Below are 18,842 nucleotides of genomic sequence, written 5' to 3'. Positions count from 1 at the left end.
ACCGCCGCATGCCTTCCAGTGCCGAGCCCCCGCCACTTTCACCCAGCGCCGAGCCCTATGGGCGTGTCGTCCTGCGCGCAGCGCTGTGGCTCGCTTTCCTCGCGCCGTTCTTCTATTCGACCTACGGCTTCGCCAATTGGCTCGCCTCGACGCGCGATCATGTCGGCAGCATCGTGTTCTCCTGGGAACACCATGTTCCGTTCGTCGCCTGGACGATCGTGCCGTACTGGTCGATCAACCTGTTCTACGGACTGTCGCTCCTGCTCAACGACAGCCGCCAGGGCGTCGACCGGCTGGCCGGCCGCTACCTCACCGCGCAGATCGTCGCCGTCGCCTGCTTCATCCTGTTTCCGCTGACCGCCACCTTCGTGCGGCCGGAAACGAGCGGCCTGCCGGGTTTCCTGTTTGCGGTGCTCGGCGGCTTCGACAAGCCGTTCAACCAGGCGCCGTCGCTGCATATCGCGCTGTTGGTGATCATCTGGGATCATTGGCGCCAGCGCCTCGCCGGTCCTTTGCTGGGGCTCTGGCACGGCTGGTGCCTTCTGATCGGCGCCTCGGTGCTGACCACCTGGCAGCATCATTTCATCGACATCCCGACCGGCGCGCTGCTCGGCTTCTTCGCCCTGTGGCTCTTTCCGGCACAGGGCGAGCTGCCGTTCGCCGGGTCCCACCTGACTGCCGACGGCAAGGCACGGCGGCTTGCGCTATACTACGCGCTGGGCGCCGCTCTGGCGCTAACGGGCGCTGCGGCCGGCGCCTTCTTCTCCGCCCTCGCCTTGTTGCTTCTATGGCCTTCGCTGGCGCTGGCCATCGTCGCCTTCGCCTATGCCGGGGCCGGCGCGAAAGTGTTCCAGAAGACCGCGGATGGCCGTGTGTCGCTGGCGAGCCGCATCCTGCTTTGGCCCTATCGTCTGGGCGCCAGGGTCAACGTCTGGGCATGGACGCGCAAGCTGCCGCCGGTCGTGCCGGTCAGCGACGGCGTCTTCCTTGGGCGGTTCCCGAACGCCGCCGAGGCTGACGGCTTCGGCACGGTGATCGATCTCGCCGCCGAGCTTGAGCGACCGGGCGACGCGCCGGGTCGCTGGCAAAGCTTCGGCATGCTCGATCTGCTGCCGCCGCCGGCGGACACGCTCGACCAAGCGGTGGCGGCGATCGAGCCGGCGCGCCGGCATGGCACGGTGCTGGTCTGCTGCGCGCTCGGCTTCCAGCGCAGTGCCACCGTCATCGCCGGATGGCTCGTCGCGAGCGGCCGCTCGCACACGCCGTCCCAGGCGCGCAAGCAGCTCGCCGCGTCCGGACGACCGGTGCATCTTCAGGTCGGACTGGACGAGCCGGCATGACGGACGAGACCTACCAGCGGCGGACAGCCGCCTTTGCCGACATGCTGATCAAGCACGCCGCATGGCCGGCCGCGATCGTGCTCGTCTGCGACGGCTTCGCGCCTTTGGTCGCTTCGGCGCGCGGCGCGCTCCAGGCGCCGATCGCGGTGCTGGCGCTGCTGGTCGCCGCGGCAAGCGCCGTCGTGGTGCTTGGGTTTTCGGCGCTTCTCGCCTTCGACGCGCTGTTGTTCCGGCTGATGGCGAGCCATGACAATGAGCGTTCGGGATGCGCCGCTGTCGACGACGTGCTGGCGCGGATGCGGCTCAAGCCGGCCTCCTCGTCTCCGCGCCCGCTCGACGACCGCATCGCCGGAACGCGCCGCCTGCTTGCCCGGCAGCGCATCGCCTTCGCGATCTTCGTCCTCGCGTTCCTGACAGCCGGATTCTGGATGCCGGGATGAACAGGCTGTCGCTCCGGACCTTCCCCCTGTTGCAGACGGCGACCTCGGTCGGCCTGTCGGCTCTGGCCCGGGCGGTGACCGGCGTGCGTCCGATCTGGAGCGGCTGCCAGCCATCGGACCGGCAGCGCATCTATTTCGCCAACCACACCAGCCATGGCGATTTCATCCTTTTGTCGGCCTGCCTCAGCGAAAGAGAACGCGCCACCACACATGCGATCGCCGCCGCCGAATATTGGCGAAAGTCGCGGCTGCGCCGCTTCATCGCCGAGGACATGCTTTCCTCCGTGCTGATCAGCCGGCAATGGACGAGGCCGGAAGAGAACCCGATCTCCGTCATGCTTTCCGTCCTCGACCGAGGTCATTCGCTGATCATCTTCCCGGAAGGCACGCGCAACATGAGCGACGAGCTGCTGCCGTTCCGCTCCGGGCTCTACAATCTGTCGATGGCGCGGCCGGAAGTGGAGCTGATCCCGTGCTGGATCGAGAACATGTCGCGCGTGTTGCCCAAGGGCCAGTTCCTGCCGGTGCCGCTGCTTTGCCGCGTCGTTTTCGGCGCGCCGGTGGCGGTGGCGCCGGGCGAGGAACGCCGCGCCTTCCTCGAACGCGCCCGGGCCGAACTTCTGGCCCTCAATCCCCGTCCTGATCGAGACGAATGATGCGCCACGAAATCAGCATCCTGATCATCGGCCTTTTCGTGGTGCTGACCACCGCCAGCGCCACCGCCGCCGTGCTGTCGGCGCGGGCGCCGAAGCCGCTCAGCGCGACGCTCACCAACCTCACCCAGCGCATCAATGCCTGGTGGGTGATGGTGGCGCTGATGACGGTCGCCTTCTTCTTCGGCCGCTACGGCATGACGATCCTGTTCGCGCTGATCTCGTTCGCGGCGCTGCGCGAGTTCGTGACCTTGACGCACAGCCGCCGCAGCGACCATTGGGTTCTGCTCGGCATGTTCGGCATCGTCATTCCGTTCCAGTACTGGCTGGTGTGGACGGCCTGGTACGGGCTGTTCGTGATCTTCATCCCGGTCTACTGCTTCCTGCTGATGCCGGCGATCACGGCGCTGCACGGCGATACCGAGCGCTTCCTGGAGCGCGTCTCGGCGCAGCAATGGGCGATCATGATCGCGGTCTATTGCGTCAGCCACGTCCCTGCCCTGCTGACCCTGAACGTGCCCGGCTTCGAGGGCCGCAACCTGCTGCTCGTCGCCTTCCTGATCATCGTTGTGCAGGGCAGCGACGTGCTGCAGTACATCTTCGGCAAGCTGTTCGGAAAACACCGCTTCTCGCCAAAGGTCTCGCCGTCGAAGACCTGGGAGGGGCTGATCGGCGGGCTCGTCGCCTCGAGCCTGCTCGGCGCGCTGCTCGCCTTCATCACGCCGTTCTCGCCATTGCAGGCCTCGGCCGTCGCCTTCGTCGCCTGCACGATGGGGTTTCTCGGCGGGTTGGTCGCTTCCGCCATCAAGCGCGACCAGGGCGTCAAGGATTGGGGGCATCTGATCGAGGGCCATGGCGGCATGCTCGACCGCACCGACAGCCTGGTCTTCGCCGCGCCGATCTTCTTCCACCTGGTGCGCTATTTCTGGACGGTTTGAGCGTCCGCGCATCGGCGTCTTCCCTGCGCCATTCCAAGGCCGCCTCACCCAAACATCGGAAAATTTTCAGAAACCGTTCGGGATTTCCGGAGCCGGAAGCGCCAAGAAGATCGGGCTGGCGAAAGACAGGCAGCGAAGCCCGATTTCCTCTAGCCAATTGATTTCCCGGTCGCCGCATCCTCCCCGCGCGGCCGCAACCTGGTCATGGAGACAACATGATTGCACTTTTTCATAACAGGCCGCTGCGGCGCCGCCTTGTCGCCGGATCGATCGCCGTTCTTGCCTGCGGCGGCGCCATGGTCTGGCACGGCGCCAGAAGCGAGGCCTCGAACGTGAAGCCCGCCGTGGCCGAGACAAAGCTTGTCAAGGCCGTCGCGGCCGTCCCGATGCTCAGCGCGGATACCCGCATCGCCATCGGCGAGATACGGCCGAGGCTCGAAAGCGACCTCGGCTTCCGCGTGTCGGGCAAGCTGCTCGAACGCGTCGCCGAGATCGGCTCGACGGTGAAGAAGGGCGAGGTGCTCGCCCGCATCGAAGACCAGGACTATCGCAACCGGCTCGCCAGCGCCGAGGCCGATGTCGCGGCCGCACAGGCCGTGCTTGTCGAGGCAAAAGCCGCGGAGGCCCGCATCGGCGCCCTGCTCGCCAAGGGTTTTACCACCCGCGCCAATTATGACGCGACACTGAAGAACCTGCGTTCGGCGCAGGCCAAGCTCAAGTCGGCGAACATCGCCTTCGACATGGCCAAGGACCAGCTCGGCTATACCGAGCTGCATGCGGAATTCGACGGCATCGTCACCGCCACCGGAGCCGAAGCCGGCCAGTCGGTCAATGTCGGACAGATGGTGGGGCGGGTTGCCGATCCGGAGAGCCGCGACGCCGTGTTCTCGATCGCCGAAGCGGTCTTCGCCAACGCACCCGATACGAAGCACCCGCCAAAAGTGACTGTCTCGCTGCTCAGCAATCCGGCGATCACCGCGGTCGGCACCATCCGCGAGATCGCGCCTATGGCCGACGCCGCGACCCGCACCTTCCAGGTAAAGGTCTCGATCGAGAATGCGCCCAACGAGATGCGCTTCGGCGCAAGCGTCGCCGGCCGCGCAGAGATGGGCGGCGCGCCGGTCATGGTGCTGCCGGGCAGCGCGCTGTTCGACAAGGACGGCAAGCCGGCCATGTGGGTGGTGTCCGCCTCGTCGGCGGTGGAGCTCAAGCCGGTCACGGTTGCCCGCTACGAGACCGACCGTGTCGTGGTCAGCGGCGGGCTCGCCAAGGGCGACCTGGTCGTCACCGCCGGCGTGAACCGGCTGCGGGAACACGAAAAAGTGCGTATCGTTGAAGGAGAGGAAAAATGACCATGTCCAAGACAAAGGTCCTGATTGCCGGCGCCGGTCCGACCGGGCTGACGCTCGCTCTCTGGCTGACCAGGCTCGGCGTCCCGGTCCGCATCTTCGACAAGGCCACCGGTCCGGGTGAAACCTCGCGCGCGCTCGCCGTCCAGGCGCGCACGCTGGAGTTCCATCGCCAGATCGGCATTGTCGAGGACATCCTTGCCGAGGGCATCCGGCTGGAAAGGCTTACGTTGCATACGCCGGCCGGCGTCGCAGCGCGGCTGCCGCTTTCCGATTTCGGCCGCGGCATCAGCCCCTACTCCTTCGCCTTCGCGCTGCCGCAGGATATCCATGAACGCGTGCTGATCACGCATCTGGAACGCGCCGGCGTCGAGGTCGAGCGCGGTACGGAGCTCGTCGCCTTCCAGGACAAGGGTGACGCGGTCATCGCGACCCTTTCGCGGAACGGCAAGACCGAGACCGTCAGCGCAGCCTATCTCGCCGGCTGCGACGGCGCCCGCAGCACGGTACGCCATGGGCTGAACATCGGTTTCCCGGGCGGTACCTACGAGCAGGCCTTCTACGTCGCCGACGTCAAGGGCACGGGCAACGTCACCCGCAATGGCATGGACACGACCATCAGCACCTATGGCTTCGCCATCGTGATGCCGGTCCGGCAGTCGGGCTCGCTGCGCCTCATCGGCATCGTGCCGAAGGCGCATGAGGCCGACGAGACGATCAGCTTCGAGGCGATCCGCGCCGATGTCGAGCGCGACACCGGCGTCACGGTCGAGGAGGTCAACTGGTTCTCGACCTATCGCGTCCATCATCGCGTCGCCGAGCGCTTCCGCGCCGGCCGCGTGTTCCTCGTCGGCGATGCCGGACACATCCATAGCCCGGCCGGCGGCCAGGGCATGAACACCGGCATGGGCGATGCTGTGAACCTCGCCTGGAAGCTAGGCGCCGTGGTGCAGGGCCGTGCCGATCCGCGCCTGCTCGACAGCTACGAGCCGGAGCGCATCGCCTTTGCCCACAAGCTGATCGAAAGCACCGACAAGGTGTTCCGCTTCATCACCAACCGCTCGCGGCTGGTCAGCCTGTTCCGGCGTTACGTGATGCCGAAGGTCATGAACATCGGGCTCCACACCTCGTTCGGGTCGCGCGCATTCTTTGGCGTGATCTCGCAGACGGCGATCGAGTACCGCGCCGGGCCGATCAGTTCGGGTATGGCGGGCAAGGTCAGCGGCGGCGATCGCCTGCCCTATGTCGCCGGCAGCGTCATGGGCGCGGGCGGCGACAATTTCGAGCCGCTGCGTTCGCTCGACTGGCAGGTCCATGTCTATGGCGAGGTCAATTGCGATTTCCGGGCGATGCTCGCACCGACAGGAATTGCAGTGCATGCCTTCGCCTGGACAGACGCAGCCGGGAAGGCCGGCCTGCAGCGCGACGCAGCCTATCTGGTGAGGCCGGACGGCCATGTCGCGCTCGCCTCGCCGGTCCAGGAGGCAGCCGCCTTCCAGCGCTTTCTCGCCGGCCTCGCCATCAGGCCGAGAACCGCCGAGCGCGCGCCCTACCGTGTGCCGGGCACCATGCACAGCCTGGCCTGAATTGCTATGGCGCGCCCGCCAAGCGGCGGGCGCTGACCGAACCCAAACCGTCATTTGTTTTGGCCAGCCGGCAGGCGCCGGCGGAGCGCGCTTGCGCGCGCCCTGAAAAGGAACCGCATCATGACCAGCTTCAATCTTTCCGAATGGGCGCTGCGGCACCGCAGTTTCATCGTCTACCTGATGATCGCGGCCGCACTTGCCGGCCTCTACGCCTATGGCGGCCTCGGCCGCGAGGAGGACCCGCCCTTCACCATCAAGACCATGGTGGTGAAGACGATGTGGCCGGGCGCCAGCACCAGCGACACGGTGGAGCAGATCACCGATCGCATCGAGAAGAAGCTCGAGGAGTTGCCGGACCTCGACTACGTCAAGAGCTACACCAAGCCCGGCGAATCCGTCGTCTTCGTCAATCTCAAGGACACGGTCGCGGGCGACCGGGTGCAGCCACTCTGGTACCAGGTGCGCAAGAAGCTCGACGACATCAAGCCGACGCTGCCGTCCGGCGTGCAGGGCCCGTTCTACAATGACGAGTTCGGCGACACCTATTCGCTGATCTACGCGCTCACCTCCGACAGCCTCAGCCATCGCGAGTTGAAGGATCTCGGCACCAGCCTGCGCGCCGGGCTGCTGACGGTGAAGGACGTCGCCAAGGTCGACCTCATCGGCCAGCAGGACGAGAAGATCTATCTCGAATTCTCGACGCAGAAGGTGGCGGCGCTCGGCCTCGATGTCGGCACGCTGTCGCAGGCGCTGCAGGCGCAAAACGCGCTGACGCCGAGCGGCACGGTCGATGCCGGCCCCGAGCGCATCGCCATCCGCGTGTCCGGCAGCTTCACCTCCGAGGAAAGCCTCAAGGCGATCAACTTCTACGCCAACGGCCATTACTTCCGGCTGGGCGACGTCGCCGAGGTCAAGCGCGCCTATTCCGACCCGCCGCAGCCGATGTTCCGCTTCAACGGCAAGCCTGCGGTCGGCATCGCCATCTCGATGACTTCGGGCGGCGACGCGCTGGCGCTGGGCGAGACCGTCAAGGAGAAGATGCATGAGATGCAGGCCGAGCTGCCCCTCGGCGCCGAGCTCGGCCTGGTCGCCGACCAGTCGCATGTGGTGGAAGAATCCGTCGGCGAATTCACCAAGAGCCTCGGCGAGGCGATCGCCATCGTGCTCGCCGTCTCGCTGCTGGCGCTCGGCTGGCGTCCCGGCGTCGTCGTTGCGGTCGCCATCCCGCTGGTGCTGGCGATCACCTTCGTCACCATGGAGTATTTCGGCATCTCGCTGCAGCGCATCTCGCTCGGCGCGCTGATCATCGCGCTCGGCCTGCTGGTCGACGATGCCATGATCGCGGTCGAGATGATGATCTCGCGCATGGAGGAAGGCTACGACAAGATCTCGGCCGCCACCTATGCCTATACCTCCACCGCCTTCCCGATGCTCACCGGCACCCTGGTGACGATCGCCGGCTTCGTGCCGGTCGGCTTCGCCAAGAGCGGCGCCGGCGAATACTGCTTCTCGCTGTTCGCTGTCGTGGCGATCGCGCTCGTCGTCTCCTGGGTGGTCGCGGTGCTGTTCACGCCGCTCACCGGCGTCTTCCTGCTGCCCGATCGCATCAAGGGTCATGGCGGCAGCCATCAGCCCTCCCGCATCGGCCGCGGTTTCCAGGCGCTGCTCGAGATGGCGATGCGGGCGAAGTGGCTGGTGCTGTCGGCGACGGCCGGACTGTTCGCGCTCTCCGTCGTGGCGATGGGCTTCGTCGGCCAGGAGTTCTTCCCGAAGTCCGACCGGCCCGAGGTGATGCTCGACCTCACCCTGCCGCGCACCGCTTCGATCAAGTCGACGGATGCCGTGGTCGAGCGCGTCGAGAAGCTGCTCGCCGCCGATCCTGACATCGACCACTGGAGCTTCTATGTCGGCCAGGGCGCGGTGCGTTTCTACCTGCCGCTCGACGCGCAGCTCGCCAACGACTTCTTCGCCCAGGCGGTGGTCGTGACCAAGGGCCACGCCGTGCGCCAGGCGGTGATCGACCGGCTGGAGAAGCAGCTGTCGACCGGCTTCGACGACGTCATGGTCCGCGTCACGCCGCTGGAGCTCGGCCCGCCGGTCGGCTGGCCGCTGAAGTTCCGCGTCAGCGGTCCGGATCCGGACAAGACGCGCGGCCTCGCGCAGCAGTTCGCGCAGGTGCTGGGCAGCGACGCCTCGGTGCGCAACATCAACTACGACTGGAACGAGCCGGCCAAGGCGATCAAGGTCGATGTCGACCAGGACCGGGCGCGCGCGCTGGGCATCTCCTCGCAGCAGCTGTCGGAGACGATCAACGCGGTGCTCTCCGGCTCGAAGATCACGCAGATGCGCGACGACATCTACCTCGTCGACATCGTTGCCCGCGCGGTGGAAACCGAACGCGCCAGCATCGACACGCTGCGCGGCCTGACGATCAGCGCCTCCGGCGGACGGCGGGTGCCGCTCGAGCAGGTGGCGAAGCTCACCTACCAGACCGAGCCGCCGCTGATCTGGCGCCGCGGCCGGCTGCCGACCGTGACCGTCCAGGCCGATGTCGCGCCGGGCGAAAATGCCACGCTGGTCACGCGGCGGCTGGAGAGCGCCATCGCCGCCTTCAAGGCGGAACTGCCGGCGCGCTACAGCGTCGAGCAGGGTGGCGTGATCGAGGACAGCGCCAAGGCGCAGGCCAGCATCTTCGTGGTGTTCCCGCTGATGCTGTTCATCATGGCCACCGTCCTGATGGTGCAGCTGATGAGCTTCCAGCGCCTGGTGCTGGTGCTGCTCACCGCTCCGCTTGCGATCATCGGCGTCGCCGGCGCGCTGCTCCTCTCGGGCGCTCCGATGGGCTTCGTCGCGATCCTCGGCGTGATGTCGCTGATCGGCATGGTGATCCGCAACTCGGTGATCCTGATCGCACAGATCGACCAGCACATCGCCGCCGGCGAGGAACCATGGGCAGCGGTGATCAGCGCCACCAGGCATCGGTTGCGGCCGATCCTGCTGACGGCGGCGGCCGCCATCCTCGGCATGATCCCGATCGCGCCGACGGTGTTCTGGGGGCCGATGGCCTATGCGGTGATGGGCGGCCTCTTGGTGGCGACCGTGCTGACGCTGGTTTTCCTGCCGACGCTCTACGTCACCTGGTTCGGCATCAAGGCGCCGGCTGAGAGCACCCCCGCGGCCGAACCGACCGCGGGCCGCAGCCGAGCCCCAGCCGCTGGTGGCCTGAGCGGCGCCCTCCCAGCAGCCACGGCGGCGAACGCCGCCGTAGCGACCTTTATCACCCAAAACGGAAAGGAACGATCATGACACCCTTCTTTGGAAATCTTCTCGTTCGCGTGAATGCCGGCTTCTTGGTCCTTGCTTCCGCAGGCGGGCTCGCCACCGACATTGCCGGCTCGTTCTTCGGGCGCGGGGCTGAAGCCGCGCTGCTCAACAACGCACCCGGCACCGGCATCGGCTTCATCGAGGCGCACGGGCTGGCCCTGATCATCGGCGTGACGCTCTGGCGCATCGCCTACTCCCGCAACTGGCACGCCGTGCTGGCTGCCGTGCATGTGCTGCTCGGAACGGCCAACCTTCTGTTCTGGCAGTTCTTCATCGCCGCCGACGTGCTCGTCGTCGGCTACGTAACAACCGCGGCGCACTGGCTGTTCGTGGTTGCTCACCTGGCGGCGCTGACGGGTTCGACCCGGCTGGCCGCTTCATCCTCCCACTAGAACTGAACACCAACCTCAGGAGAAACGAAAATGCCTGTGAAATCTTTCAGGAAAATGCGCTCGGCCGCTGCGTTGCTCGCCATCGGCCTCGCCGCCGTCGAGATTGTCGGCATGGCCGTGCCGGCCCTGTCGCTGGTCGGTACCGCCGAAGCCCGCATCGGGGCGCCCTGGACACCGCACAGCGCCGCGGGCGTCGCTCGGCGCGCCACGACATGGCGTGTGCTGAGGCACACCACCGCCTGGGTCGCCACGCTGCCGGCAGGCTGCGTTCGCACCAAGGTCAACGGCTTCGACGTCTGGCGCTGCGGCCGGACCTACTACCGGCCCTATCAAGGCCGCTACATCGTGGTCGTCGTCGATTGAGGCGGCTCGGGCACAGCCCAAAGCGCGTCGCGCTGAAACGGATTCGGGCGACGCGCTTTAAGTTTTTGTTTTGATATCCCAGAACCGCTGCACATTTCCGGGGCGAGATGTTTTAGCCGAGGGCAAGCCTGACGCCTTCGCAGAGATGCTCGGCATCGGCCGGATTTTCGAACGGCACGCCGTGCAGCGCATAGTCGAGCGGCGAGAAGGAAGCGCCCTCCTCGATGAGGGCGATCTGCCGCCGCGCCTTGTCCCTGTCGCCCATCTGGGCATAGCAGGCGGCCAGCCTCGTCCTGATCCAGGGCGCCGGCCGCGTCGCGAGCTCCAGCGCTTCCGCCGCCTGCCGGTACTCCCCCATCATGTAGAGCGCCAGGGCGCGGTCGAACTGGTACCAGTGCGGATGCAACGGATCGATGCGGATGCCGCGCGCCAGCCAGGTCAGCGCTTCCAGCGGCCGGCCGCGCATGGTGAGCAGCATGCCCATCTGCTCGATACTGTCGGCGTCATAAGGGTTGAGCTGCAAGGCGATGCGCATGTGATGCTCGGCCGCCTCGTGATCGCGCATATAGAGGCGGATCAGCGACTGCACGCGGTGGCCGGTCGGCTGGTCGGGCGACAGGGCCAGCCCTTTGTCGGCAAGGTCGCGCGCATTTTCCAGGACAGCATCGCTGGCGCGGCCGAACTCCCCGTCCAGCGAGCGCGCCAAAGCGAGATAGGAATAGGCAAGCCCGTAATTCGGATCCTTTGCGATCGCCGCCTCGAACAAGGCCTCGGCGCCGCGCTGGTCGGTCTGAGCGGGATCGCGCAGCAGCGCGAAGCCGCGCAGCAGGAGCTCGTAGGCGGCAAGGCTGGTCACCGGCTTGCGCGAGGCCTGCTCGAGGCCGGCGTTGGTGACCCGCGTGACCAGGCGGCTGACGATCTGCTCGACTATGTCGCGCTCGATCTCGAACAGGCCGGCGCCCTGCGACTGGTAGCGGTCGCCCCAGAGCTGGCTGGCGCTCGCGATGTCGACGAGGCTGACGGCCACCACGACATGCTCGCCCTGGCGGCGCAGCGATCCTTCGACCAGATAGTCTGCGCCGATGCGGGCGCGAATCTGCGGCCATTCGGCGCGGCCGAAAGAGGCGAAGGAAAAACTCGAATTGCGCGCCAGCACCGTCACGGTGCCAAAGCGCGCCACGCCGTTGATGAGATCCTCGGCAAAGCCGTCGACCATCGCCTCGTCGGCCGGATCGCCGCTCTCGTTGCGGAAGCGCACCACCGCCACGATCGGTTGGCTGCTGATCTCGGGCGCCGCTTCGGCTTCCGCGGCAAGCATATAGCCGCGCTTGGAGACGGTGCGCACCATGTCCTCGCCCAGCACCTTGCGGATCTCGCGCACCGACTGGGTGAGCGAATCCTCGGTGACATAGACGCCGGGCCAGACGACATCCATCAGCTCCGACTTCGGCACGACGCGGCCCATATTGCGGGCGAGATGCGAAAGCAGCGCGTAGGCTTTCGGCCGCAGGAACAGCGGCTCGTTGATGCCGCGCAGCGTTCCCTTGGCGAGGTCGAGCGTGAACCCGCCAAACCGGAAGACCTGATCGGCCGTCGCCGTCGTCATCGGGACACCCCTTCCCGCGTGCCGCTAATGCCGAGTCGATCCCACTCAACCCGGCATGCACGTTGCTATTATTGCGCACTGCGCAATTTCGATCAAACTGCCCGTCGGCGCGCCGACTAGTGTGGCCGCGCCAAATGCGAGGAGCCATGAACCCGACCGAGAAAGCGCTGTGGTTTGTCGAAAGCCATCTGCCGGATGCGATTTCGCTCGACGATGTCGCGGCAAGCAGCGGCGTGTCGCGCTTCCATGTGACGCGCGCCTTCGGCGCCGCCACCGGCCGGTCGGTCATGGGCTATATGCGGGCGCGGCGGCTCAGCGAAGCGGCGCGCAAGCTCGCCGGCGGCGCGAGCGACATCCTGGCGGTCGCGCTCGATGCCGGCTACGGCTCGCATGAGGCTTTCACGCGGGCCTTCCGCGACCAGTTCGGCACCACGCCGGAACTGGTGCGCGCTGGAGGCTCGACCCAAAACCTCGACCTCGTGGAGCCCATCCTCATGGACAGTTCGCTTCTCACCGCGCTCGGGCCGCCGCGCTTCGAGACCAGCCGGGCGTTTCTCATCGCCGGGCTCGGCGAGCGCTACAGCTGCGAGACCAGCGCCGGCATCCCAATGCTGTGGCAGCGCTTCGGACCCTACATCGGCAACATTCCCGGCGAGGTTCCTGACGTCGCCTACGGCGTTTGCACCAATGGCGACGATGCCGGCAATTTCGACTATGTCGCCGGCGTCGAGGTGTCGGATTTTTCCGATCTGCCGAAGGATTTTTACCGGGTTCGAGTGCCGGCGCAGAAATATGCCGTGTTTGCGCATCGCGAGCACATCTCGACCATCCGACGCACGGTCAATACCATCTGGAACAGGTGGCTGCCTGCATCCGGACATGAGATCGCCGACGCCCCGGACTTCGAGCGCTACGGTCCCGAATTCGATCCGCGCAGCGGCAATGGCGGGCTGGAGGTCTGGGTGCCGATCAAAGGTTGAGACGCCTTCCTCCTTCTCCCCTTGCGGGAGAAGGTCTCGCCGAAGGCGATGGATGAGGAGTGTTCCAGCGGAGTGAGACGCCGGCGTTCCCTGGAACACCCCTCGTCCGTCTCGGCGCTGCGCGCCGATCCACCTTCTCCCCACAAGGGGAGAAGGAAAAGGCGCTACAGTTCCAAATTCCAGGTCTGGCCGACAAGATCCTTGCCGAAGGAATGGTGGCGCTCTTCCTCGGCCAGCTTGAAGCCCGCCGCCTGGTAGATGCGGCGGGCCGAGCCCAGTATATCGTTGGTCCACAGCGTCAGCGTCTTGTAGCCCTTGGCGCGCGAGAACGCGATGCACTCGTCTACCAGCCGTCGGCCGATGCCGAGGCCGCGCGCCGACGGCTCGACATAGAGCAGCCTGAGCTTCGCCACCTTGGGCGACTTGCGCATGACGAAAACCGAGCCGACTACCTCGCCTTCGCGCTCGGCGATCCAGCTGCTCTCCCATTGCGGAACGAAGTTCTTGACGAACTCGCCGAGGATCTCGGCAACCAGCGCCTCGTAGGTTGCGTCCCAGCCATAGTCCTGCGCGTAGATGAGGCCCTGGCGATGCGTGATCCAGCCGATGTCGCCGACCTGCAGCGGCCGCAGAATATAGGGTATTTTGGGTTCGGGTTTGTCGCCGAGCAGGTCCTGCACCGTGCGCATCGCCTTGACCAGCCGCTCCTGATCGGTCGGCGCCAGGCGATCGAGCAGCGCGCGCACCTGGTCGTGCGAATCCTGGTTGAGCGGCGCGAAGGCCTCCCTGCCCGCGGGCGTCAGCGCGATCGAGGACCGCCGCGCGTCGGCCTCCGTGGCGGCGCGTTCGACCAGGCCGCGCTCCTCGAATTTTTTCAGCAGCCGGCTGACATAGCCGGGGTCGAGGCCGAGGTCGCGCACCAGGTCGCTGGCGACCAGCCCGTCGCGATGGGCAAGCTCGTAAAGCACGCGCGCCTCGGTCAGCGAGAACGGGCTCTTCAGGAGGCCTTCGTCGAGCAGGCCGATCTGGCGGGTGTAGAATCGGTTGAAGGCGCGCACGGCATCGATGCGCTTGTTGCCGGGGTGATCGTGGATGGTCATGGGGAGTTCCTCCTGTCGCGGACAGGATCGACCATTTAGTTGACTGAGTCAAATAACATGGTTGTGCCGAGCTTCTTTGGGCCGGCGGGACAGAGGGGCGCGCGAAGGATCGCGGCGAAGACAGTTGGCGCGCCCCTCACCCCATCGGCAGTACCGGCCAGAACTCGACGATGCGCCCACCGGCAAACACCGCGAGCGAGCCGAAATGCTGCAGCACCGCCTCGCTCTGCGTCGGCCGCAGGAAGGCGTGGTCACCCGGCTTCACCTCCGCGCCCGCCGGCAGCCCCATGAACTGCTGGTTGGACGACAGCCCGATCAGGCCGTTCGGCTTCATGCCTTCGGGGAACACTGGTTCGGCCATCCACTTGCCGCCATAGAGATAGCAGGCCCTCTTCGGGAAGAGGCCGAGCGCCTGCAGCGTGCGGGAGATAGCCGCCGGGCCGGGCAGCACCGGATCGAGCGCCTTCAGGATCGGCGTCGCAATGAGAGCGGCCGGCCGGAAGCCGTCGAGGCCGGGCGTGTCGAAGTCTCGGGGCAGCACGAAGGCCGAGCCGATCGACACTTCGTTGGCCACGCCGCCGCCATGCAGCAGCGCCGTCTTGGAACCGCCGATGTTGAGGATGCGGCGCTGGTCCGCGTCGAGGGCCGCGACAAACTCGGCAGCCCTCGCCGAGGCCTTTTTCAGCGCGCCGGCCGCGCCGCCGAACAGCCCGGGAATTTCCGGCGCATGCGCCTCATAGGCCATGATGCCTTCGCAGCGCAGGCCCTTCGGTATGGTCAGCGCCCCGATCTCGGTAGGACCGGAAAAGCCGCCGCGATGCAGACCGACATCGACCTCGAAGGCGAAGCGCAGTTCGGTGCCGAACGCGTCGGCGAGCGCACCGTATTCGGACAGGCGCTCCGGCGTGTCGATCAGCCAGCAGACGCGCGACCACCCGCCGGCGTCGCCTCTAGCCAGCGCCGCTTTCGCAGCACCCACCGGCATCGGCTTGCCATAGAGGAGATCGGCCGCGGGAAAGGCGTCGAGCACCGCCTGCGTCACCGGCGAATGGAAGGTCATGAAGCGGCTGGTTTCGAGCCTCTTGGCGATATGCGAAAGCAGCGGCAGGCAAGGCAGCGACTTGTCGACCAACCGCACGGCAAGACCAGGCGCCAGCCTCTGCTTCACCAGGGCGATGTTGGCGTCCAGCCGGTCGCGGTCGAGCACCAGGCAGGGCCGAAAGATTTCGGCGGCCTTGAGTGCCTTCGACAGCTCGGCGAAATAGGCGCTCATTGTTGGATGCCGAACAGGCCGGCCATATAGGGCGACACGAAGCGGTTCTCTGGATCGATGTCGCGGCGCACCGCCATTGCGTCATCCCAGCGCGGATAGAGTTTCTTGAGATCCGCCGCCGTCAAGCTGTGCATCTTCCCCCAATGCGGCCGCCCACCATATTTGCGGAAGATCGGCTCGGCGGCGCGCATGAAAGGAAGCGGGTCGTTCGCCGCGTCGTGATGAATGGCGATCGAGCAGGTCAGCCTCTGGTGGAAGGGCGAAAGCCAGAATTCGTCCGGCGCCACCGAACGCACTTCCATCGGAAAATAGACTTCCGGGAAATGCTTCTCGCTCAGCTCGATGATCTCGGCCAGCGCCTTCGGACCGTCCTCGTAAGGCAGGTGATACTCCATCTCGTTGAATTTGGTGCGACGGTCGCTGGCGTAGACGTTGAGCCAGTCCTGCACATAATCCTCGGCCGGCACGTTCTTGACCGCACCCTTGATCAGCGCCCGGCGGAGCGCCGGCAGCCGGCGCAGCACGGTGCGCAGCTTGCGCAACGTCGCCAGGCCCTCCTCGTCATCCTCGGTCGGCCGCGGCGAAGGCCGAGCGTCGCTGAGATCGCTGGCGATGAACTGCGCATGGCCGGAAAACGGGATGTAATAAAACTCTGCCGAACGGTGTGCGCCCATCATCGCCTCGAAATCGCGCAGCATATCGCCGATCGGCAAAACCCATTTGCGGCGCCGCAGCCGGTAGGTCGGGATGTTGTTCATCGTCACTTCGGTGAGCACGCCGAAAGCGCCGAGCGCGACGCCGGTGGCATGGATCATATCCTGGTCGCCCGCCCGGCTGTATTCGCGCAGCTTGCCTTGCCCGTCGACGAACTGCACCGTCTCGAGCTGCGTATGATAGGCGCCGAGCGTCGGGCCGGAACCATGCGTCGCGGTGCCCAGCGCGCCGCCGATCGCTTGCTTGTCGATGTCGCCCATATTGGGCAGGCCCTGGCCGATGTCCTGCAGGATGTGCATCAGCGCGCCAAGCCTTGTGCCTGCCCTCACGCGTGCCCGATTGGCTGCGGCGTCATGCGAAACCAGCCCTTCGATCTTCGCCAGCGAGATGATGGTGCCGTCGGACTGCACCAGCGGCGTGAAGGAATGGCCGGCGCCGGCGACGCGCAGCGGACCGGGCGCGGAACGCACCAGATCGGCCAGCTCGCCGACATCGGCTGGCGTGGCGATCAGCTTCGGCGCGGCGTTCACGAAACCCGACCAGTTGCTCCAGGCGTTTGCCATGGTCACCTCCCGCTCAGGCTCGAACGCGGCGCCCGGCAACCAACACGAAGACGCCGACCAGCGCCACGCTGGCCAACGCGCTTGCCGCGGCGAATTCCGGCACCGGCCGGAAATTTTGGCCGTCGATCAGCAGCGAGGCGGCGACCGGGCCGATGGCGAGGCCGAAGAGCTGCGCCGCCGGCACGAGCAGTACCGCATTGCGCGTCTCGTCGGCGGTGATCGCCAGCCGGATCTGATAGGGCACGATAAAGAGCAGGATGAAGCCCATCACCAGCGCCACCGACCAGAAGACCGAAAGCCCGGGGCCGGAAGCGAGCAACACCGAGCTGATCGTCGCGACCGCGCCGATGACGGTGATGGCGAAGCGGTAGTCGATGCGCGCTTCGAAGACGGTGGCGGTCATGGCGCCCATGACCTGCGCGGCGAGGCTTGCCGAGACCATCAGGCCGACGGTGCGGCCGTCTATGCCGAACTCGGCGCCGAGCGGCTCCAGAAATGCCCAGACGGCGCCGAAGAACATGAAGTAGCAGAAGATCGACAGCAGCGCCGTGATCGCCGGCACGGTGAGCACATTGGCAAAATGCTCGTCCTTCGGCAGGTCGGCGTAGTCGTCCGGCACGATCCACGCGACGACGAGCGACAGCAGGCAGACAACGCCAAGCGCGACAAAGCCGCCGACCGAGCCCGCGGTAGGCACGGCATAAAGCGCGAGCAGCAGCGCCAGCGCGCATTGCGCCAAGGTCTGCAGCGTGACGAAATAGCCGCCGATGCGCTCGGCCCGGCGCGAGCGGGCGATCAATTCGGTCGCCACGGCGACCAAGCCACCCTCAGCAAGCCCGGCGAGCGTGCGCGCGCCGATCAGCGCATTAGAGCTCATCGTATAGGCGGTCCAGAAATTGGCGAGCGCCAGCAGCACCAAAAGCGCTGCGCTCTTCCAGCGCATGTTGCGCGCCGGCAAGAGCATCGCCACGATCGCCGAGCCGATGGCGATCGCGATCATCTCGGCGGTGGCGACCAGCGCCAGCTCGTCACCGGTGACATGACCCTCGCTATAGAGCGCGCCGAGCAGCACCGGCTGCAAGCCCAGGATGAGCAGGCCGACCGAGCCGATCCAGAGCGCCGCGGCGAGTTGCAGGCCGGTCGGATTGCCGACCAGCCAGTCGCCATTTTCCGCATGCGCGGCATCGGTTGCAGTCACGAGGCGCCCTCCCTTGCAGCCCGGTGAAAAAACTGACAAGTTGTCAGCATTCACGAAACTGATACTTGATCAGTTTCCTGTCAACCGAGAATCCACGACGCCCGCGCGAGATGAGGCAAGCAAGGCAAACGGCGACGGAACCGAGACGCAGGCCCAAGCAAGAGCGCAGCCGCGAGCGTATCGACGCGATCCTCGCCACGACCATGCGGCTGATCGGCGAGAAGGGCATAGATGCGGTCACGATGAAGGAAGTCGGCGCGCTGGCCGGCGGACCGATCGCCACGGTCTATCATTATTTTCCAAGCAAGTCGGCGATCCTGGCGATGCTCTACGAGCGATTCTCGGAGGAGAGCCGGGCCCGTTTCGGCGCGATCATCGCCGATATCCGCGGGGTGGATGACGTGACCGCTGCAGCCGATCGGCTGCTCGACGATTACTACGGCCGTGTCGCGGCGGATCCGGCGATCCAGGATCTGCAGAACGCGATCCAGGCCGACAAGGCGCTGCAGCATCTCGACATCGCCGAGACGCGGCATCAGGCGCAGATGTTCTGCGGCCGTGTGGCGCCGATGCTGAAGCCTAAGCAGCGCGAGGCGTTCGGGCGCGTGGTGTTCCTGATCTTCCAGCTCGCCGGCGGCGTCGTGCGGCTGGCGCTGACGCAGGACGAGGCGGAAGGCCGGCGCACGATCGAGGATTACCGGTCGATCATCCACGCGCAGTTGCGGCTGTTTTTGCAGGCATGCCCTAACGGTCGTCATCCTCGGGCTTGACCCGAGGATCCATGCCGTGACCTCCGTTATAGAGCGCAACGGCGCAGAATTCTGCAATCGTTGCAACGCCTTAGCGTCACGGCATGGATCCTAGGGTCTGCGCGCGTCGCTTCGCTCCTTGCTCCGCCCTAGGATTGTTTGAGAAGGATCGGGTAGTTTGGCGGCCGGGACTGCGGCCCATCACAGCCAGCAGTCCCGGCGGCAGGCGACCGTCCCTAGGATCGGGTAACGCCCGACGTCATCATGGTCCCTG

16 protein-coding genes are annotated in these 18,842 nt (G+C 66.3%); 11 read left to right on the top strand and 5 right to left on the bottom strand.

Translation table 11 applies throughout. The annotated features are described in order from the left end of the window. Positions 1-8 precede the first annotated feature (8 nt). The 9 genes from A9K71_RS14450 to A9K71_RS14410 all read left to right on the top strand — a co-directional run bounded on the left by A9K71_RS14450 (position 9) and on the right by A9K71_RS14410 (position 10,385). On the top strand, positions 9-1,340 hold the full coding sequence (locus tag A9K71_RS14450) for a phosphatase PAP2/dual specificity phosphatase family protein (RefSeq protein ID WP_066996549.1): 1,332 nt from the start codon (positions 9-11) through the stop codon (positions 1,338-1,340). Beyond that, positions 1,337-1,780 (top strand): hypothetical protein, encoded by a 444-nt coding sequence (locus tag A9K71_RS14445; RefSeq protein ID WP_066996547.1) that lies wholly within the window; start codon positions 1,337-1,339, stop codon positions 1,778-1,780. Before A9K71_RS14450 ends, A9K71_RS14445 begins: the two co-directional genes overlap by 4 nt. Beyond that, positions 1,777-2,436: a lysophospholipid acyltransferase family protein gene (locus tag A9K71_RS14440; RefSeq protein WP_066996544.1), complete on the top strand. Its 660-nt coding sequence runs from the start codon at positions 1,777-1,779 to the stop codon at positions 2,434-2,436. The genes A9K71_RS14445 and A9K71_RS14440 overlap by 4 nt, the downstream gene beginning before the upstream one ends. Next, entirely contained in the window at positions 2,436-3,371 is a 936-nt protein-coding gene (locus A9K71_RS14435) for a phosphatidate cytidylyltransferase (protein WP_066996678.1), read from the top strand. The genes A9K71_RS14440 and A9K71_RS14435 overlap by 1 nt, the downstream gene beginning before the upstream one ends. 215 nt (positions 3,372-3,586) lie before the next feature. Continuing rightward, positions 3,587-4,723 (top strand): efflux RND transporter periplasmic adaptor subunit, encoded by a 1,137-nt coding sequence (locus tag A9K71_RS14430; RefSeq protein ID WP_066996540.1) that lies wholly within the window; start codon positions 3,587-3,589, stop codon positions 4,721-4,723. Between the two features lie 2 nt (positions 4,724-4,725). Then, positions 4,726-6,306, top strand: a complete 1,581-nt coding sequence (locus A9K71_RS14425) for an FAD-dependent monooxygenase (protein ID WP_197504230.1) — start codon at positions 4,726-4,728, stop codon at positions 6,304-6,306. A gap of 120 nt (positions 6,307-6,426) precedes the next feature. Further along, positions 6,427-9,612: an efflux RND transporter permease subunit gene (locus tag A9K71_RS14420; protein WP_066996533.1), complete on the top strand. Its 3,186-nt coding sequence runs from the start codon at positions 6,427-6,429 to the stop codon at positions 9,610-9,612. Then, positions 9,609-10,022 (top strand): hypothetical protein, encoded by a 414-nt coding sequence (locus A9K71_RS14415; RefSeq protein WP_066996530.1) that lies wholly within the window; start codon positions 9,609-9,611, stop codon positions 10,020-10,022. The genes A9K71_RS14420 and A9K71_RS14415 overlap by 4 nt, the downstream gene beginning before the upstream one ends. Before the next feature lie 30 nt (positions 10,023-10,052). Further along, positions 10,053-10,385, top strand: coding sequence for a hypothetical protein (locus A9K71_RS14410; RefSeq protein WP_066996527.1), 333 nt, complete (start codon positions 10,053-10,055; stop codon positions 10,383-10,385). Positions 10,386-10,497: 112 nt separating this feature from the next. Here the strand turns inward: A9K71_RS14410 and A9K71_RS14405 are convergent, their stop codons facing one another. Beyond that, positions 10,498-11,991 (bottom strand): winged helix-turn-helix domain-containing protein, encoded by a 1,494-nt coding sequence (locus tag A9K71_RS14405; RefSeq protein ID WP_066996524.1) that lies wholly within the window; start codon positions 11,989-11,991, stop codon positions 10,498-10,500. Positions 11,992-12,137: 146 nt separating this feature from the next. On the opposite strand from A9K71_RS14405, the gene A9K71_RS14400 reads away from it, so the two are divergent. Next, complete coding sequence (locus tag A9K71_RS14400) at positions 12,138-12,971, top strand: AraC family transcriptional regulator (RefSeq protein ID WP_066996522.1); 834 nt, start codon at positions 12,138-12,140, stop codon at positions 12,969-12,971. A 164-nt stretch (positions 12,972-13,135) separates the two neighbouring features. Here A9K71_RS14400 and A9K71_RS14395 read toward each other — a convergent pair whose 3' ends face one another. The 4 genes from A9K71_RS14395 to A9K71_RS14380 form a co-directional block, all read right to left on the bottom strand. Next, entirely contained in the window at positions 13,136-14,071 is a 936-nt protein-coding gene (locus A9K71_RS14395) for a bifunctional helix-turn-helix transcriptional regulator/GNAT family N-acetyltransferase (protein WP_066996519.1), read from the bottom strand. 136 nt (positions 14,072-14,207) lie between these two features. Continuing rightward, the gene (locus A9K71_RS14390; protein WP_066996516.1) at positions 14,208-15,344 is read right to left on the bottom strand and encodes an alanine racemase; all 1,137 of its coding nucleotides are present in this window, start codon (positions 15,342-15,344) and stop codon (positions 14,208-14,210) included. Continuing rightward, positions 15,341-16,621: a D-arabinono-1,4-lactone oxidase gene (locus A9K71_RS14385; protein WP_066996675.1), complete on the bottom strand. Its 1,281-nt coding sequence runs from the start codon at positions 16,619-16,621 to the stop codon at positions 15,341-15,343. The genes A9K71_RS14390 and A9K71_RS14385 overlap by 4 nt, the downstream gene beginning before the upstream one ends. 13 nt (positions 16,622-16,634) lie before the next feature. Further along, on the bottom strand, positions 16,635-17,819 hold the full coding sequence (locus A9K71_RS14380) for an MFS transporter (protein ID WP_066996513.1): 1,185 nt from the start codon (positions 17,817-17,819) through the stop codon (positions 16,635-16,637). A 110-nt stretch (positions 17,820-17,929) separates the two neighbouring features. Between A9K71_RS14380 and A9K71_RS14375 the strand changes: the two genes are divergently transcribed. Continuing rightward, the gene (locus A9K71_RS14375) at positions 17,930-18,589 is read left to right on the top strand and encodes a TetR/AcrR family transcriptional regulator (RefSeq protein ID WP_066996510.1); all 660 of its coding nucleotides are present in this window, start codon (positions 17,930-17,932) and stop codon (positions 18,587-18,589) included. The last annotated feature ends 253 nt before the right edge of the window (positions 18,590-18,842 follow it).

Origin of the sequence: Mesorhizobium sp. WSM3873, assembly GCF_001672445.1 — a bacterium.
Lineage (GTDB): Bacteria > Pseudomonadota > Alphaproteobacteria > Rhizobiales > Rhizobiaceae > Mesorhizobium.
This window is presented reverse-complemented; position numbering and strand designations above follow the sequence as displayed.

What these genes read in the sequence shown, in the direction of transcription:
- A9K71_RS14385 (WP_066996675.1), bottom strand. Translation starts at nt 16,621, where the DNA reads ATGGCAAACGCCTGGAGCAACTGGTCGGGTTTCGTGAACGCCGCGCCG.
- A9K71_RS14430 (WP_066996540.1), top strand. Translation starts at nt 3,587, where the DNA reads ATGATTGCACTTTTTCATAACAGGCCGCTGCGGCGCCGCCTTGTCGCC.
- A9K71_RS14415 (WP_066996530.1), top strand. Translation starts at nt 9,609, where the DNA reads ATGACACCCTTCTTTGGAAATCTTCTCGTTCGCGTGAATGCCGGCTTC.
- A9K71_RS14410 (WP_066996527.1), top strand. Translation starts at nt 10,053, where the DNA reads ATGCCTGTGAAATCTTTCAGGAAAATGCGCTCGGCCGCTGCGTTGCTC.
- A9K71_RS14435 (WP_066996678.1), top strand. Translation starts at nt 2,436, where the DNA reads ATGCGCCACGAAATCAGCATCCTGATCATCGGCCTTTTCGTGGTGCTG.
- A9K71_RS14425 (WP_197504230.1), top strand. Translation starts at nt 4,726, where the DNA reads ATGTCCAAGACAAAGGTCCTGATTGCCGGCGCCGGTCCGACCGGGCTG.
- A9K71_RS14395 (WP_066996519.1), bottom strand. Translation starts at nt 14,071, where the DNA reads ATGACCATCCACGATCACCCCGGCAACAAGCGCATCGATGCCGTGCGC.
- A9K71_RS14420 (WP_066996533.1), top strand. Translation starts at nt 6,427, where the DNA reads ATGACCAGCTTCAATCTTTCCGAATGGGCGCTGCGGCACCGCAGTTTC.
- A9K71_RS14405 (WP_066996524.1), bottom strand. Translation starts at nt 11,991, where the DNA reads ATGACGACGGCGACGGCCGATCAGGTCTTCCGGTTTGGCGGGTTCACG.
- A9K71_RS14375 (WP_066996510.1), top strand. Translation starts at nt 17,930, where the DNA reads ATGAGGCAAGCAAGGCAAACGGCGACGGAACCGAGACGCAGGCCCAAG.
- A9K71_RS14390 (WP_066996516.1), bottom strand. Translation starts at nt 15,344, where the DNA reads ATGAGCGCCTATTTCGCCGAGCTGTCGAAGGCACTCAAGGCCGCCGAA.
- A9K71_RS14450 (WP_066996549.1), top strand. Translation starts at nt 9, where the DNA reads ATGCCTTCCAGTGCCGAGCCCCCGCCACTTTCACCCAGCGCCGAGCCC.
- A9K71_RS14400 (WP_066996522.1), top strand. Translation starts at nt 12,138, where the DNA reads ATGAACCCGACCGAGAAAGCGCTGTGGTTTGTCGAAAGCCATCTGCCG.
- A9K71_RS14440 (WP_066996544.1), top strand. Translation starts at nt 1,777, where the DNA reads ATGAACAGGCTGTCGCTCCGGACCTTCCCCCTGTTGCAGACGGCGACC.
- A9K71_RS14445 (WP_066996547.1), top strand. Translation starts at nt 1,337, where the DNA reads ATGACGGACGAGACCTACCAGCGGCGGACAGCCGCCTTTGCCGACATG.